15 protein-coding genes and 1 pseudogene are annotated in these 15,251 nt (G+C 68.9%); 8 read left to right on the top strand and 8 right to left on the bottom strand.

Annotation, left to right across the window (positions count from 1 at the left end; genetic code table 11):
- The first annotated feature begins 36 nt into the window (after positions 1-36).
- The 3 genes from ACYVO6_RS18935 to ACYVO6_RS18925 all read left to right on the top strand — a co-directional run bounded on the left by ACYVO6_RS18935 (position 37) and on the right by ACYVO6_RS18925 (position 3,299).
- Positions 37-510, top strand: a complete 474-nt coding sequence (locus ACYVO6_RS18935) for an NUDIX hydrolase (protein ID WP_461062563.1) — start codon at positions 37-39, stop codon at positions 508-510.
- Between the two features lie 110 nt (positions 511-620).
- A complete protein-coding gene (locus tag ACYVO6_RS18930; RefSeq protein ID WP_461062562.1) occupies positions 621-2,840 on the top strand; it encodes an NADP-dependent isocitrate dehydrogenase in 2,220 nt (739 codons plus the stop codon).
- 177 nt (positions 2,841-3,017) lie between these two features.
- Positions 3,018-3,299, top strand: a complete 282-nt coding sequence (locus ACYVO6_RS18925; RefSeq protein WP_033318546.1) for a metal-sensitive transcriptional regulator — start codon at positions 3,018-3,020, stop codon at positions 3,297-3,299.
- A 33-nt stretch (positions 3,300-3,332) separates the two neighbouring features.
- Here ACYVO6_RS18925 and ACYVO6_RS18920 read toward each other — a convergent pair whose 3' ends face one another.
- Together ACYVO6_RS18920 and ACYVO6_RS18915 are read right to left on the bottom strand one after the other, a co-directional pair.
- Positions 3,333-4,598: an alpha-L-fucosidase gene (locus ACYVO6_RS18920; RefSeq protein ID WP_461062561.1), complete on the bottom strand. Its 1,266-nt coding sequence runs from the start codon at positions 4,596-4,598 to the stop codon at positions 3,333-3,335.
- A 161-nt stretch (positions 4,599-4,759) separates the two neighbouring features.
- Positions 4,760-4,870, bottom strand: a pseudogene (locus ACYVO6_RS18915) (SAM-dependent methyltransferase); the annotation flags it as partial.
- Between the two features lie 183 nt (positions 4,871-5,053).
- On the opposite strand from ACYVO6_RS18915, the gene ACYVO6_RS18910 reads away from it, so the two are divergent.
- Both ACYVO6_RS18910 and ACYVO6_RS18905 read left to right on the top strand, forming a co-directional pair.
- Positions 5,054-6,295, top strand: coding sequence for an acyl-CoA dehydrogenase family protein (locus ACYVO6_RS18910; protein WP_461062560.1), 1,242 nt, complete (start codon positions 5,054-5,056; stop codon positions 6,293-6,295).
- Between the two features lie 116 nt (positions 6,296-6,411).
- A complete protein-coding gene (locus ACYVO6_RS18905) occupies positions 6,412-6,810 on the top strand; it encodes an SseB family protein (RefSeq protein ID WP_461062559.1) in 399 nt (132 codons plus the stop codon).
- 13 nt (positions 6,811-6,823) lie between these two features.
- Here ACYVO6_RS18905 and ACYVO6_RS18900 read toward each other — a convergent pair whose 3' ends face one another.
- The gene (locus tag ACYVO6_RS18900) at positions 6,824-7,219 is read right to left on the bottom strand and encodes a MarR family winged helix-turn-helix transcriptional regulator (protein WP_461062558.1); all 396 of its coding nucleotides are present in this window, start codon (positions 7,217-7,219) and stop codon (positions 6,824-6,826) included.
- A 97-nt stretch (positions 7,220-7,316) separates the two neighbouring features.
- Entirely contained in the window at positions 7,317-7,919 is a 603-nt protein-coding gene (locus ACYVO6_RS18895; RefSeq protein WP_461062557.1) for a TMEM165/GDT1 family protein, read from the bottom strand.
- Positions 7,920-8,286: 367 nt separating this feature from the next.
- On the opposite strand from ACYVO6_RS18895, the gene ACYVO6_RS18890 reads away from it, so the two are divergent.
- Both ACYVO6_RS18890 and ACYVO6_RS18885 read left to right on the top strand, forming a co-directional pair.
- Positions 8,287-8,442 (top strand): hypothetical protein, encoded by a 156-nt coding sequence (locus ACYVO6_RS18890; protein ID WP_461062556.1) that lies wholly within the window; start codon positions 8,287-8,289, stop codon positions 8,440-8,442.
- 23 nt (positions 8,443-8,465) lie between these two features.
- Positions 8,466-8,657: an SseB family protein gene (locus tag ACYVO6_RS18885; RefSeq protein ID WP_461062555.1), complete on the top strand. Its 192-nt coding sequence runs from the start codon at positions 8,466-8,468 to the stop codon at positions 8,655-8,657.
- Positions 8,658-8,670: 13 nt separating this feature from the next.
- Here the strand turns inward: ACYVO6_RS18885 and ACYVO6_RS18880 are convergent, their stop codons facing one another.
- Genes ACYVO6_RS18880 through ACYVO6_RS18865 form a run of 4 tightly spaced genes read right to left on the bottom strand, consistent with a single transcriptional unit; the run spans position 8,671 to position 12,843 of the window.
- Complete coding sequence (locus tag ACYVO6_RS18880) at positions 8,671-9,702, bottom strand: LacI family DNA-binding transcriptional regulator (RefSeq protein ID WP_461062554.1); 1,032 nt, start codon at positions 9,700-9,702, stop codon at positions 8,671-8,673.
- On the bottom strand, positions 9,699-10,604 hold the full coding sequence (locus ACYVO6_RS18875; RefSeq protein WP_461062553.1) for a carbohydrate ABC transporter permease: 906 nt from the start codon (positions 10,602-10,604) through the stop codon (positions 9,699-9,701). The genes ACYVO6_RS18880 and ACYVO6_RS18875 overlap by 4 nt, the downstream gene beginning before the upstream one ends.
- Positions 10,601-11,527, bottom strand: coding sequence for a carbohydrate ABC transporter permease (locus tag ACYVO6_RS18870; protein WP_461062552.1), 927 nt, complete (start codon positions 11,525-11,527; stop codon positions 10,601-10,603). Before ACYVO6_RS18870 ends, ACYVO6_RS18875 begins: the two co-directional genes overlap by 4 nt.
- Entirely contained in the window at positions 11,524-12,843 is a 1,320-nt protein-coding gene (locus ACYVO6_RS18865; protein ID WP_461062551.1) for an ABC transporter substrate-binding protein, read from the bottom strand. Before ACYVO6_RS18865 ends, ACYVO6_RS18870 begins: the two co-directional genes overlap by 4 nt.
- 309 nt (positions 12,844-13,152) lie before the next feature.
- Between ACYVO6_RS18865 and ACYVO6_RS18860 the strand changes: the two genes are divergently transcribed.
- Positions 13,153-15,174 (top strand): beta-galactosidase, encoded by a 2,022-nt coding sequence (locus ACYVO6_RS18860; RefSeq protein ID WP_461062550.1) that lies wholly within the window; start codon positions 13,153-13,155, stop codon positions 15,172-15,174.
- Positions 15,175-15,251 lie beyond the last annotated feature (77 nt).

The raw sequence follows: 15,251 nt of genomic DNA, 5'->3' as shown, positions 1-15,251 counted from the left end.
GCCGGAGTGACGGAGCCAGGCCGTTAGGGTCGCTCCATGGCTACTCCTGACTTCATCACCGCCATCCGGGCCGCCGCCGGCCAGCAACTGCTCTGGCTCCCCGGAGTCACCGCCATCGTCCTCGACGACGAGGAGAGAGTGCTGCTGGGGCGTCGCTCCGACACCCGCAAGTGGTCGGTGATCGGCGGCATCCCGGACCCGGGCGAGCAGCCGGCGGCCTGTGCGGTACGGGAGGTCTACGAGGAGACGGCCGTGCGCTGCGTCGCCGAGCGGGTCGTCCTGGTACAGGCCCTGGAGCCGGTCACCTACACGAACGGTGACATCTGCCAGTACATGGACATCACCTTCCGCTGCCGGGCCGTCGGCGGCGAGGCACGCGTCAACGACGACGAGTCGCTGGAGGTCGGCTGGTTCCCGGTCGACGCCCTGCCGGAGCTGAACGAGTTCGGACTGTTCCGGATCAAGCAGGCACTGTCCGACGCACCCACCTGGTTCGACCCCATGACCTGAGCCCGACCTTCCCGGACAGGGACTCATTGGTACGGGCCCCTGTCCGGGGAGGGCCGATCACGAGATATCTTGATGTCGAGCAATGTTGCAGACGTGGAGCGGAGCACCCGGTGACTGACTCGACCATCATCTATACGCACACTGACGAGGCCCCGGCCCTGGCGACGCATTCGTTCCTGCCGGTGATCCAGGCCTACGCCTCGACGGCCGGGGTCACCGTGGAGACGCGGGACATCTCCCTGGCGGGGCGGATCATCGCTCTCTTCCCGGAGTACCTCGAAGAGGGGCAGCGCATCCCGGACGACCTGGCCGAGCTGGGCGATCTCGCCAAGACGCCCGAGGCGAACATCATCAAGCTACCGAACATCTCGGCGTCGATCCCGCAGCTCAAGGCCGCGATCGCCGAGCTGCAGGAGCAGGGCTACGCGCTGCCGGCGTACCCGGACGACCCGAAGACCGACGAGGAGCGCGACATCCGCGCCCGCTACGACAAGGTCAAGGGCTCCGCCGTCAACCCGGTCCTGCGCGAGGGCAACTCCGACCGCCGCGCCCCCGCCTCGGTGAAGAACTACGCGAAAGCCCACCCGCACCGCATGGGCGCCTGGACCTCCGAGTCGAAGACCAACGTCGCGACCATGGGCGTGGACGACTTCCGCTCCACGGAGAAGTCCGCGGTGATCTCCGAGGCCGGCGCGCTGCGCATTGAGCTGAAGGGCGACGACGGCTCCACCACCGTGCTGCGCGAGTCCGTACCCGTACTCGCCGGTGAGGTCGTCGACGCCTCCGTGATGCGGGTCGCCGCGCTGCGCGAGTTCCTGACCGCGCAGATCAACCGTGCCAAGTCCGAGGGCGTGCTGTTCTCCGTGCACCTGAAGGCGACGATGATGAAGGTCTCCGACCCGATCATCTTCGGTCACGTGGTGCGCGCCTTCTTCCCGAAGACGTTCGCGAAGTACGGCGAGAAGCTCGCCGCGGCCGGCCTCACCCCGAACGACGGACTCGGCGGCATCTACAAGGGCCTCGAGTCCCTGCCCGAGGGCGCCGAGATCAAGGCCTCCTTCGACGCGGAACTCGCCGAGGGTCCCGAGCTGGCGATGGTCGACTCGGACCGCGGCATCACGAACCTGCATGTCCCCTCCGATGTCATCGTCGACGCCTCCATGCCGGCCATGATCCGCACCTCCGGCCACATGTGGGGCCCGGACGGCGAGGAGGCCGACACGCTCGCCGTCCTGCCGGACAGCAGCTACTCGGGCGTCTACCAGGTCGTCGTCGACGACTGCCGCGCCAACGGCGCCTTCGACCCGTCGACCATGGGCTCCGTCCCGAACGTCGGCCTGATGGCACAGAAGGCCGAAGAGTACGGCAGCCACGACAAGACCTTCGAGATCCCCACCACCGGCACCGTCCGCCTCGTCGACCAGGCCGGGAACGTCGTCATCGAGCAGACCGTCTCCGCCGGCGACATCTTCCGCGCCTGCCAGACCAAGGACGCCCCGATCCGCGACTGGGTCAAGCTGGCCGTCACCCGCGCCCGCGCCACCGGCGACCCGGCCGTGTTCTGGCTGGACGAGACCCGCGCGCACGACGCGCAGCTGATCGAGAAGGTCAAGCAGTACCTGCCGGAGCACGACACCGAGGGCCTGGACATCCGGATCCTGAACCCGGTCGAGGCGACCAAGCTCTCCGTGGAGCGCATCCGCCGCGGCGAGAACACCATCTCGGTCACCGGCAACGTCCTGCGTGACTACCTGACCGACCTGTTCCCGATCCTGGAGCTGGGCACCAGCGCCAAGATGCTCTCGGTCGTCCCGCTGATGAACGGCGGCGGTCTCTTCGAGACGGGCGCCGGCGGTTCCGCGCCGAAGCACGTCCAGCAGCTCGTCAAGGAGAACTACCTGCGCTGGGACAGCCTGGGCGAGTTCCTCGCGCTGGCGTCCAGCTTCGAGCACCTCGCGCAGACCACGGACAACGCGCGCGCTCAGGTGCTCGCGGACACCCTTGACCGCGCGACTGCCACGTTCCTGGAGAACGACAAGTCGCCGAGCCGTCGCGTCGGCGGCATCGACAACCGCGGCAGCCACTTCTACCTGGCCCTCTACTGGGCCCAGGAGCTGGCGAAGCAGACCGACGACGCGGCGCTCGCCAAGGCGTTCGCCCCGCTGGCCGAGACGCTGACCACGCAGGAGCAGACCATCGTCGACGAGCTGATCGCAGTGCAGGGCTCGCCGGCCGACATCGGCGGCTACTACCGGCCTGACCCCGCCAAGGCCTCGGCCGTGATGCGCCCGTCGGCAACCCTCAACCAGGCGCTCGCCACGCTGGCCTGACGGCTCGGTTCGCGAACAGGCTGCGCGAGCAGAACGAACACGCCAGAAGGAACCCGTTCCGCCCCGGTCGGCAGTGAGCCGACCGGGGCGGTCCCGTCTTTGCACCGAGGGCCCGGCTGGTCCGAAGAGCGACGGCGTAGAGTACCGGGCGGGGTATACGACAAGGGAGCGCTTCGTATGGAACTGCAGATGGCGGCCGACGAGCTGAAGTCCGTGATCAACCGGCTCAAGCGAGCCCAGGGGCAGATAGCGGGCGTGATCAACATGATCGAGCAGGGCCGCTCCTGCGATGAGGTGGTGACTCAACTGGCCGCGGCCTCAAGGGCGTTGGACCGCGCCGGGTTCGCGATCATCGCGACAGGGCTGGAGCACTGCATGGCCCCTGAGAACGGCGAGCCGGACATGGACCGCGACCAGATGCGGGCCCGCCTCGAGAAGCTCTTCCTCTCCCTCGCCTGACCCGGGGTATACGAGCGCTACCGCGGCGGAGCCTCAGTCCCGCCCCGCCCCCCGGTACAGATCCAGCTCCCCCTCCAGCTCGACGGCCAGCACCGTGGCCTGATCGTCCAGATCGGTCGCAGCGGGCGCGTCGATCCAGGTCACGCCCGGTACGGCGTCCAGGCCGCCGGTGACATGGTGGCCCAGTTCGGTGCCCGTACCCAGGACCGTGGCCCGTAGGACGCGGTTGCGCAGTCCGCGTACGGAGACGGACTCGCGCGGCGCGTCGAAGCACACCAGGTACAGCGTTCGCCGGTCCGCGGACAGCGTGCTGGGACCGTAGTGGTGCCCGGCGGGCAGCCCGGCGACCGTGCCGTACACGGCGTCGGCATGGCGCGCGATCCACGCACCGAGGCCCTCCAGGCGTTCGACCTGCTCCTCGGGGATCGTGCCGTCCTCCCGAGGCCCTGCGCCGAGCAGCAGATTGCCGCCCATGCCGATCGTCTCCGCGAAATAACGCACCAACTGGCGTACCGACTTGAAGTCGCGGTCCTGCGGCCGGTAACTCCACGAGTCGTTGATCGTCAGGCACAGCTCCCACGGGCCGTCCGGGGCCTGGAGCGGAGCACCCTGTTCAGGGGTGGCGTAGTCGCCGTAGCCGAGCATGCGGCCGTTGAGGATGGTGTCGGGGTTGCCCGCGAGGATCAGTTCGGCGAGCTCCCGCATCCGCCACTGCTCCTCCGTGCGCTCCCACTCGCCGTCGAACCAGAGGATGTCGGGGCGGAAACGCTCGACGAGTTCGCGGACCTGGCCGTCGCGATACGCGAGATAGCGGGCCCAGGCCGCCGGGTCCTCCTTGCCGGGCTCGGCGTGCGAGTAGGCGTTGGGCGCCACGAGGTACGGTCCCGGGTGCCGCTCGCTCGGGTAGTCCGGGTGGTTCCAGTCGGAGTGCGAGTAGTAGAGGCCGACCTTGAGGTCCCTCGCGCGCAACGCGTCGACGAATCCGGTGACGAGATCGCGGCCGGCCGGTGTGTCCCGGACGACATCGAGATTGCGGTGGTCGGTGTCCCACAGGGCGACGCCGTCGTGGTGCCGGGTGGTGAGCACCGCGTACTTCGCGCCGATGCGGGCGAACAACTCGGCCCAGGCGTCCGGGTCGTAGCGCGACGCGGTGAAGCCGTCGAGCTGTTTCATGTACTGCTCGTGCGTCATCTCGCCCGTGTAGAAGGACCAGGACTCGGCCGCTCCGCCCACGGCGTAGACGCCGTAGTGGATGAAGACGCCCAGCTTGGCGTCGGGAAACCAGGGTTGCATCGGCATACGCCCACGCTATGCGCGACGCCGCGGACGGCGCGTGGGCGGCGGTCACCACTACTGGTCCGTTTTCACCATGGGCGGGCGCTCAGCGGCACGCCCCCGAAGCGGACGGGCGTCGGTTCCAGGCCAATGAAGGAGCCTGGAACCGACGCCCGTTGCCGTGTTCAGATGCGGTCGGCCGCAATCAGCAGGTAGTGGAAGCTGCCCTCCTTGTACGCCGTCAGGAACGGCTCCTCGATGCCCGTGGCGACCGAGGACTTGGCGCGCAGCTCCCAGTTAGTCATTGGTGGAGACGGCGCGCGGAAGCACACGCCGAGACGGTGCGTCCCCGTCGCGCCCCCGGATCACCCTCGATTGGACCTACTTGGCGCTATCCGATGGGTACAGGGGGTGCCGGTCACGTGTTCAATCACAGGTACCGCGCTACGTACGGACGGCCCCACACTTCAGGAGGCACCGTGATCGCCCCTCCCGAACCCGCCCTGACCGAAAGCGAACTGATCGATCGGGCCGTGGCCATGCGGCCCGCGCTGCTCGAACGGCAGCCGGAGACCGAGCGATTGACGCGCTACCCGAAGGAGACCCACGAGGATTTCTTACGCGCCGGCTTCTACCGGATCCTGCAACCGCACCGCTACGGCGGATACGAGTTCGGCCTGCCGGCCTTCTACCGTGTGGTCACCGAGATCGCCCGTGGCTGCCCCTCGACGGGCTGGGCCCTCTCGCTCACCGCCGCCCATGTCCTCCAAGTGGCCTCCGTGTTCGAGGAGAAGGCGCAGGACGAGATCTTCGGTGACGAGGGCGACTTCCGGGCCGCGTCCACCGTGATGCCCGTCGGCGTGGCGCAGTCGGACGGCCACAGCCATGTCGTCCTCGACGGCACCTGGCCGTACTCCTCGGGCTCCCCGTACTCCACGCACTACGTCGGCCAGACCCTGCGCGCCCCCGAGAAGCCGGGCGACCCGCCAGGACCGATGGTGCTGTTCGTCGCGCCGCGCGCGGTCTGGACGCTGCTCGACGACTGGCACGGTGTCCTGGGCCTGCGCGGCAGCGGCTCCAACAGCATCCGGATGGAACAGGCGCGCATCCCCGCGTACTTCACCGTGGAGGCGAGTCTGCTCGATCTGCCGGTCGAGGGCGGCTCCCTCGGGTCGGAGCTGCATGACAACCCGCTGTACGCGGGGCGCGCGCCCAGCTTCTTCCACGGCGAGCTGGCCGCCATCATGATCGGCACCGCGTACGCGGCCGCCGACGAGTACGCGCGGATCGTCGCCGAGCGCCCCCTGACCCTCGAACCCCACCGCACCCGGGCCGAACTCCACGACTATCAACGCCACTTGGGCGAAGCACTCGGCGTGATCCACACGGCGCACGCCGCTCTCCAGCGCACCGCCGAGGACTACATGGAGACCTGCCACCGCAACGTGACGGGCAAAGCCCCCTTCACCACCGCCGAGGACAACCGCCTCGCGATGGTCTTCCTGAACGCCGGCCGTATGGCCTGGGACGCGATGCAGAACACCCTCTTCCGTACGGCGGGCTCCCGGTACGCCCGCGACGGGGAGCGGATGCAGCGCTACTTCCGGGACGCGGCCACGTACTGGTCGCATATCGGCCCCAGCATGGCGGAGCCGCTTGCACGGCGGGTCGGCCGCGACCGGCTCGGGCTGCCCTCGGACGACATCCCCCTCATTCCGTGAGCCATCCGTGATGCGTGGGGCAGGAATGCCATGGCCCCGGGCGGGTACGTGAGTCACGCGCCCGGGGCGAATGGCGTCCCGGGTGGCCCGAGAACGCCACTATGTCGGGATGTGCCATGGAGATACCCTCGAACGACAGCGCCACGTCGGAGGCGGAGCGGGCGCTGAGTGTGCTGGCCGAGAACAGTGAGGACGACGCGGCGCTGGACACGCTGGCCGGCACGGACGTGCTGGTTCCGGTGCCCGATGACACCGGAGACGAGGCAGCGGCCGATCCCATGATGGTGGCGCTGCCCGTCCTGGAGCAGGACGGTGAGGAGCCGCTCGTGCCGGTGTTCACCTCGGAGGCGCGGATGGCCGAACTGCTGCCGTACGTCTCCCGCTACCGGCTGGTGCCGCTGGGCGCACTGGCCTCCCAGTGGCCCTCCGGGGATCTGTCGCTGACGATCGACGCCAGCTCCCCGCACGGCCTGACGCTCAACTCGGAGGGCGTACGCACGCTCCTCGTCCGTTAGCGGAGCGTGCGCCTCACTCGCCCTTCAGCATGCGCGCGAGCGCCGCGCGCTGCAGGGGGCGTACCTCGGTGTGCAGGTCGCGGCCCTTCTGGGTGAGCGCGACCCATACCCCGCGGCGGTCCTCCTGGCAGATGGAGCGCTCCACCAGGCCCTCCTTGTCCAGGCGGCCGATGAGGCGGGACAGGGCGCTCTGGCTCAGATGGACGCGCTCGGCGATGTCCTGCACACGGCACTGCTCGCCCGGATGCGTGGCCGCGCCCTCTACGAGGATGTCGAGGACCTCGAAGTCGCTGGCGCCCAGGCCATGCGGATGCAACTCGCGGTCGATCTCGCAGATCGTGCGCGCATGCACCGCCAAGATCTCCCGCCACTGCTCCTCGAGCCGGGAATCGGCCTTCTCCGCTGCCATATATGCACGGTAACAGAAAATGAACCTTTGTTGATTGCGCAACTAATTCGGGTGCATGTAAGCGTGTCAGGGGGCTCAGCTTCAGAGGGGCCGCAGGTCAGCCGGTGAAGATCTCGACCGCCGACCACACGGCCAGGCCCAGCATGCACAGTCCGCCGATGCGCTGGACGGTCTTCAGCGGCACATGCTTGGCGATGAAGCGGCCCGCCAGCAGTGCGAGGGCGGAGACCGACATGAGGGCCGCCGCGGAGCCGAGGGCCACGGACGCGATCCCGTTCGTGGTCGCGAGGTTGGCGGTCGTGATCTGCGTCAGGTCGCCCCACTCACTGATGAAGACGGCCATGAAGGCGGTCGTGTAGACCGGCCAGAAGCCGGTGACCGTCCGGCCGCCCGCGTCCGCCTCGTCGTCGTCCCCTTCGCCGCGCAGCAGCATGAAGGCGCCGAAGGCGAACAGCGCGGCCGAGACGGTCTTGACGGTCCAGTCGGGCAGCAGACCGATGAGGCTGCCGGCGCCGACGGCGATCGCGACATGCACGACGAACGCGGTCGACGTGCCGAACCACACGTACAAGGGCCGCATACGGGTGCCCATGGCCAGCGACGCGAACATCGTCTTGTCGGGCAGTTCGGCGAGGAAGATCAGCCCGAAGGCGGTGATGATCGCCAAGGGGTCGAAAGACGCCAGGGGGGCGAGAGACATCCGGGTGGCTTTCTGTACGGGCCGGGCCCTCCGGATCTTCGCGAAGCGCCCTCGGCTGGGGCGACGGGAGAACCGATCGGCCCGGCATGACGGGTGCACCGCACGGCGTGCGAGCACATCAATGCCTGGCCGAAGGTCTCGCCCACCCGCATGTTCACGCGGGCCCGGCCACCGGGAACCCGTGGGCTCCAGTGTGTCGACGACCGGTTCGCAGAGCTACTCCCCTTCGCGATCACCCAGTCTACCGGTCATTCGCGCGTGCTTCGCATGAGCGTGCGGACGGAGGGTAGGCGAGAGTTGTCCCACAAGGACGGTCCCACGCGGACGGAACACCTCGTCCGCGGGACACGAACGAAACGCCACCCCCATGACCAGCCCTCCTGACGAAGACACGTCCGCCGGTATCCTGCGCGCCCTGGGTGTCCTGGCATACGACGGACAAGACAGCGAGGCGCGGGCCCTGTTGGCCGGCAGCAAGGTGCTGGTGCCGACCCCCTCGACGACGCGGACACTCCGGTACTGAACCTCGCGCTGACGGGCCGTACCGTGCAGGTCTTCACCTCGGAGGAGCGGATGGCCCGGGCGCTGCCGGAGGTCCAGAGCTACCACCTCGTACCCCTGGGCCTGCTCCCGGCCCACTGGCCCGAGGGGGGCCGCTCGCTCACCATCGACCCCGGTTCGCCGGACAGCCTGACGCTGTCGGCGGACGGCGTACGGTTACTGCTCGGCGAACCCTGAAGCCGCCCGTGTCTCAGGTCGACCGGCGCTTCACCAGCTCCGTCGGCAGGATCACCGCCGCCGGGTCCTCGCCGCCGATCTGGGCGAGCAGTACGCGCACCATCTCCGCGCTGATGCGGTCCCAGGGCTGACGGATCGTGGTCAGCTCCGGGCTCGCGGCCGTCGCGGCGGGGGAGTCGTCGAAGCCGCCGACCGCGACATCGTCCGGTACCCGGCGACCGGACCGCTGAAGCACGGCCAGTACGCCCTGGGCCATCAGGTCGGAGGCGACGAAGACGGCGTCCATCTCGGGCACCTGGGCGAGGAGTCGCTCGGCGCCCGCCTCACCGCTGGAGCGGCTGTAGTCGCCGGAGACGATGAGCCGCTCGTCGATCTCGATGCCCGCCTCGGCGAGCACCTCCCGGTAGCCCGCGAGCCGTTCGACACCACCCGGTGTGTCCAGCGGACCAGTCACCACGCCGATGTGCCGACGGCCGAGCGACAGCAGATGACGCACCATGTCACGGGCGCCGTCCCGGTCGTCCGCGGCCACGTAACTCACCTTGGAACCCAGGCCGATGGGCTTGCCGCAGGCGACCAGCGGCACCCCCGCCTCCCGCAGCTGCTCGGCGACCGGGTCGCCGGAGTGGCTGGAGACCAGCAGCACCCCGTCTACGTGGCCCGCGGTGATGTACCGCGCTATGCGCCGCCGTTCGTCCTCCGTACCGGCCAGCATCAGCAGCAGCGGAATGTCGTGCGCGGCCAGCGCCTGTGTGCAACCCCGCAGCAGCACATTGAAGTTGGGGTCCTCGAAGAACCTCTCCTGCGGTTCGGTGAGCAGGAAACCGATCGAGTCCGAGCGTCCGGTGATCAGCGAGCGGGCGTGCCGGTTGACGACGTAACCCGTCCTGCGGATGGCCGCGTTGACCGCCTCCTGCGCTGCCGGGCTCACATAGTGCCCGCCGTTGAGTACGCGGGAGACGGTGCCGCGCGAGACTCCCGCCTCGCGCGCCACGTCATGGATCGTCGGCGGCTTCCGCCGGCCCCCCGTCGAGTGCATGGTCATGACTTTACGGCCCCGGACAGCAGGTCGAGGCTCCAGAACCGCTGGATGACCAGGAACAGCGCGATCAGCGGGATCACCGCGAGCAGAGCTCCCGTGATCACCAGCGTGTACAACGCCGGGGTGTTGGAGCCCTGTTCGAGGAGCGTGAACAGACCCAGCGTGATCGGGAACTTCTCGTCGTCGCTGAGCATGATGTACGGCAGCAGGAAGTTGTTCCACACCGCCACGAACTGGAACAGGAAGACGGTCACCAGACCCGGCACCATCATCGGCAGCGCGACCCGCGTGAAGATCCGCCACTCGCTCGCCCCGTCCATCCGCCCGGCCTCGACCACATCACTCGGCACGGCCGCGGTGGCGTAGATGCGAGCGAGGTAGACGCCGTACGGCGAGAGGATCAGCGGCAGCAGCACCGACGCGTACGAATCCGTCAAGTCGGCCTTGGCCAGCAGCAGATACTGCGGGATCGCCAGGATCACCGGCGGCATCAGCACACCCGCCAGCAGGATGTTGAACACCGTCTCGCGGCCACGGAAGCGGTAGATCGCGAGGGCGTAGCCGCTGAGCGCGGAGACGGCTGTCGACAGGAGGGCGCCCAGGCCCGCGTAGAGAGCGGAGTTGCCCATCCACTTCCAGTAGACGCCGTCACGATAGGCGTTGAGGTCCTTCACGTTCTCGGCGAAGCCCGTGCCCGGCAGGAACGTGAACGTCGAGAACAGCTCACGGCCCGACTTGGTCGCCGCGATCAGCACCCAGGCCACGGGCAGCAGGCAGTAGATCGCACCCAGCAGCAGCGTGACCGTCGGGACGAAGGCGATCCGGCGCCGCAGCGGCGGCCCCTGGGCGGTGCCGGGCGTCGTGCCCGCGGCCGGAGCGGCCTTATGGACGGCAAGAGAACTCATCGTGCTTCCCCCTGCTGCTTGGTACGGGAGTTCGAGGCTCGCAGGAAGCCGAAGGACAGGAGGAGCGTGACGAAGGCGATGATCACCGCGGTCGCGGCCGCCGAATAGATGTCGCCGTTCTGGAAGGCGTCCTGGTACACCTTCATCAGCGGACTCCAGGTCGTGGAGATGGAGTTGGTGAGTGGCTTGAGGGTTGTCGGCTCGCTGAACACCTGGAGCGTCGCGATGATCGAGAAGAAGAAGGTCAGCACCAGCGAGGGCGCCACCATCGGGATCTTGATCCGCAGCGCGATCTGCAGGGGAGTCGCACCGTCCAGCTTCGCCGCCTCGTACACCTCGGCCGGGATCGCCTGCAACGAGGTGTAGATGACGATCATGTTGAAGCCGGTGCCGCCCCACACCGCGATGTTCGACAGCGCGGCGTACAGCCCCCCGCCGTCCAGCAGGTCCGGCTGCGGCAGCCCCAGCTTGTCGAGGACGAAGTAGAAGGGGCTGACGTCCGGCAGGTACAGGAAGCCCCACAGCAGCGCCGCGACGACGCCGGGAATGGCGTACGGCAGGAAGATCGCGAGCCGGGTGAACGGCGCGAGGCGGACCCGGTCGGTGTCGAGCATCAGCGCGAAGAGCAGCGCGAGCCCGAGCATCACCGGGATCACGATGGCGCCGTACCCGAGCACGCGCAGCGCTCCGCCGAGCAGCTCGGAGTCGGTGAGGGCGTCGGTGTAGTTCTCCAGGCCCGCCCAGACCTCGCTGCGGGCGCCCGAGCCCAGGCCCAGGCCCTTGACCTGGACCTTGTGGAGGCTGAGCCAGACCGCGTAACCGATGGGCAGGGCGAAGAAGAGGGCGAAGAGAATCGTTGCGGGGAGGAGGAAGGCATACGGGGCCCCCTTGACCCCGTACGACTTCCGGCGTGCGCTGGTCACTCCGCGACCTCGAAGCCCTGCTTCTTCATGTCGGCGACCGTGTCGTCCTGCATCTTCGTGAGGGCGGTACCGAAGTCCGACTTGTCCTTGGCAGCCTTGCCGAACGCGTCCTTGAAGGTGGTGTACGCGACGTTCACGTTCGGACCCCATGCCGAGGGCGCCGTGGTCTTCGCGATCTCGGAGGCCTGGGTGTAGAAGTCCGGCTGGTTGGAGAAGAAGGCCGGTGGCTCGGTGAACGCGCCACTGGTCTGCGCGGTCGTGGCGGCCGGGTAGATGCCGCCTTCCTTCGCGAGCGCGGTCAGCGCTGCCGGGTCCGTGTTCAGCCAGGAGGCGAACTTCGCGGCGGCCGACTTGTTCTTGGAGTCCGTGGTGACGGCCGTGGAGGAGCCGCCCCAGCTGCCCGTCACGTTCTCCCCGGCCGACCACTGCGGCAGCGGGGCCATCGCCCACTTGCCCTTGGTGTCGGGCGCGGCGGTCGTCAGGGTGCCGGGTGCCCAGACCGCGCTCACCCAGGCGATCTGCTTGCCGGTGTTGAGCGCCTTGTTCCAGGCCGGCGTGTACATCGGCTGGTTGTCGATCGCGCCCTCCTTGACGAGACCGCCCCAGAAGTCGGCGACCTTCTGCGTCGCCGCGTCGTCGATGCCGACCTTCCACTGCTCGCCCTCGGTGGTCCACCACTTGGCGCCCGCCTGCTGCGCGAGACCCGCGAACTGCCCGGAGTCGTTGGCGGAGAACGTGGTGAGGTCCGTGTCCGGGGATTTCTTCTTCAGCGCTCGGGCGGTCTCCGCGAACTCCTCCCAGGTCTTGGGGACTTGGAGGCCGTACTGCTTGAAGAGGTCCTCGCGGTAGTAGAACATCATCGGCCCGGAGTCCTGCGGGATCGCGTACACCGCGTCCGAACCCAGCGTCGTCTGCTGCCAGACGCCCTCGGCGAACTTGTCCTTCACGCCGCCGACGTCACCGGCTATGTCGGCGAGCGCGTCATTGCTGACCAGCGTCGGCAGGGCCTGGTACTCGGCCTGCACCAGGTCCGGGGCCTTGTTGGCCTTGTGCGCGGTGAGGATCTTGGTGACGAGGGTGTCGCCGGACGCCTGCTTCTTCACCGTGACGGTGATCTGCTCGTCCTTGCCCGGGCCCTTGTTCCACAGGTCCGCGACCTTGTCCATGCCTGGCGTCCAGGACCAGTACGTCAGCGAGACCGGCCCCGAGTCGGCCTCGCTGTCGTCGTCGGAGGAGCCGCAGGCGGCAAGAGCGGTGGCGCCGAGCGTGACGGCGACCGAGATGGTCACGAGGCGACGCAGCTTCGTGTGTGGCATGGATGTATCTCCCTGACCGTGGTCTCCGCCTGCTGCGGAGGCCTGCCCCTTTTTCTTGCGCGGCTCGCCTCCGGGGCGCTTCAGCCGGTGTCGAGGGCACGACCGTGCTCAGCCCTTCGGGCCTCCGCGTGCTCGCACCCTCGACACCGGCGTGCCCCTTCGGTTCGCCCGTGCTGCTTCTGTGAGCGTTCACAGTAGAGAAACATCCAGGACACTTGTCAATGGTTGTTGCTGTGCGGTTATGTTGGGCTCGCGCCGACAGCGCTGTGTGTGCACGTTCCCAAATGATCGATAAACCGGGAGAGATCCATGCCGGAGACCACCCCCAAGGGCCTCACCAGGCTCGCCTTCGGTGGGGACTACAACCCCGAGCAGTGGCCGGAAAGCGTCTGGCACGAGGACGTCCGGCTGATGTGCGAAGCGGGCGTCACGATGGTGAGTGTCGGGATCTTCTCCTGGGCCCTGCTCGAACCCTCACCCGGGGTCCACGAGTTCGGCTGGCTCGACCGCCTCCTCGACCTGCTGCACGAGCACGGGATACGCGCCGACCTCGGTACGCCGACGGTGGCGCCGCCGGCCTGGTTCTACCGCGCACACCCCGAGGCGCTGCCGGTGGCCGCCGACGGGACGCGCTACGAGTTCGGCTCGCGCGGCGCCATCTGTCACAGCAACCGGCACTACCGCGAGGCCGCCGCTGCCATCACGACACAGCTCGGCGAGCGGTACGCCGACCATCCCGCGCTCGCGATGTGGCACGTGCACAACGAGTACGGCGTCCCCGTGTCGGCCTGCTACTGCGAGTCCTGCGCCGCGCACTTCCGCCGCTGGCTGGCCGCGACGTACGAGACGGTCGACGCGGTCAACGAGGCCTGGGGAACCGCCTTCTGGGGCCAGCGGTACGCGGACTTCGACCAGATCAACCCGCCCCGCGTGACCCCCACGGTCGGCAACCCGGCCCAGGCGCTCGACTACAAGCGCTTCGCCGACGCCACCATGCGCGAGAACTTCGTGACCGAGCGCGACATCCTGCACCGCCTCTCGCCCGGCATCCCGGTCACCACGAACTTCATGACCGCCCTCAGCCAGTGCGACTCCGTCGACTACTGGGCCTGGGGCCGCGAGGTCGACCTCGTCACCAACGACCACTACCTGATCACCGACGGCCGCCGTACCCATGTGAACCTCGCCATGGCGGCCGACCTCACCCGCTCCGTCGCGGGCGGCGCCCCCTGGCTGCTGCTCGAACACTCCACATCGGGCATCAACTGGCAGCCCCGCAACCCCGCCAAGGCCCCCGGCGAGATGGCCCGCAACTCCCTCGGCCATGTGGCCCGCGGCTCCGACGGTGCCCTGTTCTTCCAGTGGCGGCAGTCGCGGCGCGGCGCGGAGAAGTTCCACTCGGCGATGCTGCCGCATGCGGGCACGGACTCGCGGGTCTGGCGCGAGGTGGTCGAACTCGGCGCGTCCGTGGGCGCGTTGGCGCCGGTGCAGGGCACACGCACCGTCGCCGACGTGGCCGTTGTCTGGGACTGGCACTCCTGGTGGGCGCAGACCCTCCAGTGGCGCCCCAGCGAGGACCACGACCCGCGCGAGCGCGCCGACGCGTTCTACGAAGCCCTCTTCGACCGCCACCTCACCGTCGACTTCGCCCACCCGGAAGCCGACTTGTCGGCCTATCCCCTTGTCGTCGTGCCCGCTCTGTATCTGATGACGGAAGCCGCCGGGCGGAACCTCAAGGAGTACGTCGAGAACGGCGGCACCCTTGTCGTCTCGTACTTCTCCGGCATCGTCGACGAGCACGACGCCGTGCACGACGGCCCCTACCCGGGCCCGCTGCGGGACGTACTCGGCCTGACCGTCGAGGAGTTCTCGCCGCTGCTGGTGGGCGACCGGGTGCAGATCGCAGGGCCCGACGGCTCCGAGCTCACCGGTGACGTGTGGTCGGAGTTCGTGGTGCCGCGCGGCGCCGAGACCGTGTGGACGTACACCGACGGACTCACCGCCGGCCACCCCGCGGTCACCCGGCACCGGCTCGGCGAGGGCACGGCCTGGTACGTCTCCACGCGCCTCGGGTCCGACGGCCTCGACGCCCTCGTGGGCTGGGCCGCCGAGGACGCCCGCATCGCGCCGCGCGCCGACCTGCCGCGCGACGTCGAAGTGGTGCGCCGCACCGGCGAGTCCGGCACCTACCTCTTCGCGATCAACCACACCTCGTCGGACGCCAAGGTGCCGCTGGAGGCACACGGCACCGAGCTGCTGACGGGCGAACGCGCCGCGGGCCGCCTCGCGGTTCCCGCGGGAGCCGTCCGGGTCGTACGACTCGACGGCTGAGCCGACTCCCTCCACCCGTGTGAGCACACGAGCCGCGGGCGGAGGGGCTTCCCCTCGCCATCAGGAGGGGCACCCCC

Source organism: Streptomyces pseudoechinosporeus, assembly GCF_054783935.1.
Note: the sequence above shows the minus strand (reverse complement) of the source record. Positions and strands in the feature narration are given on the sequence as shown.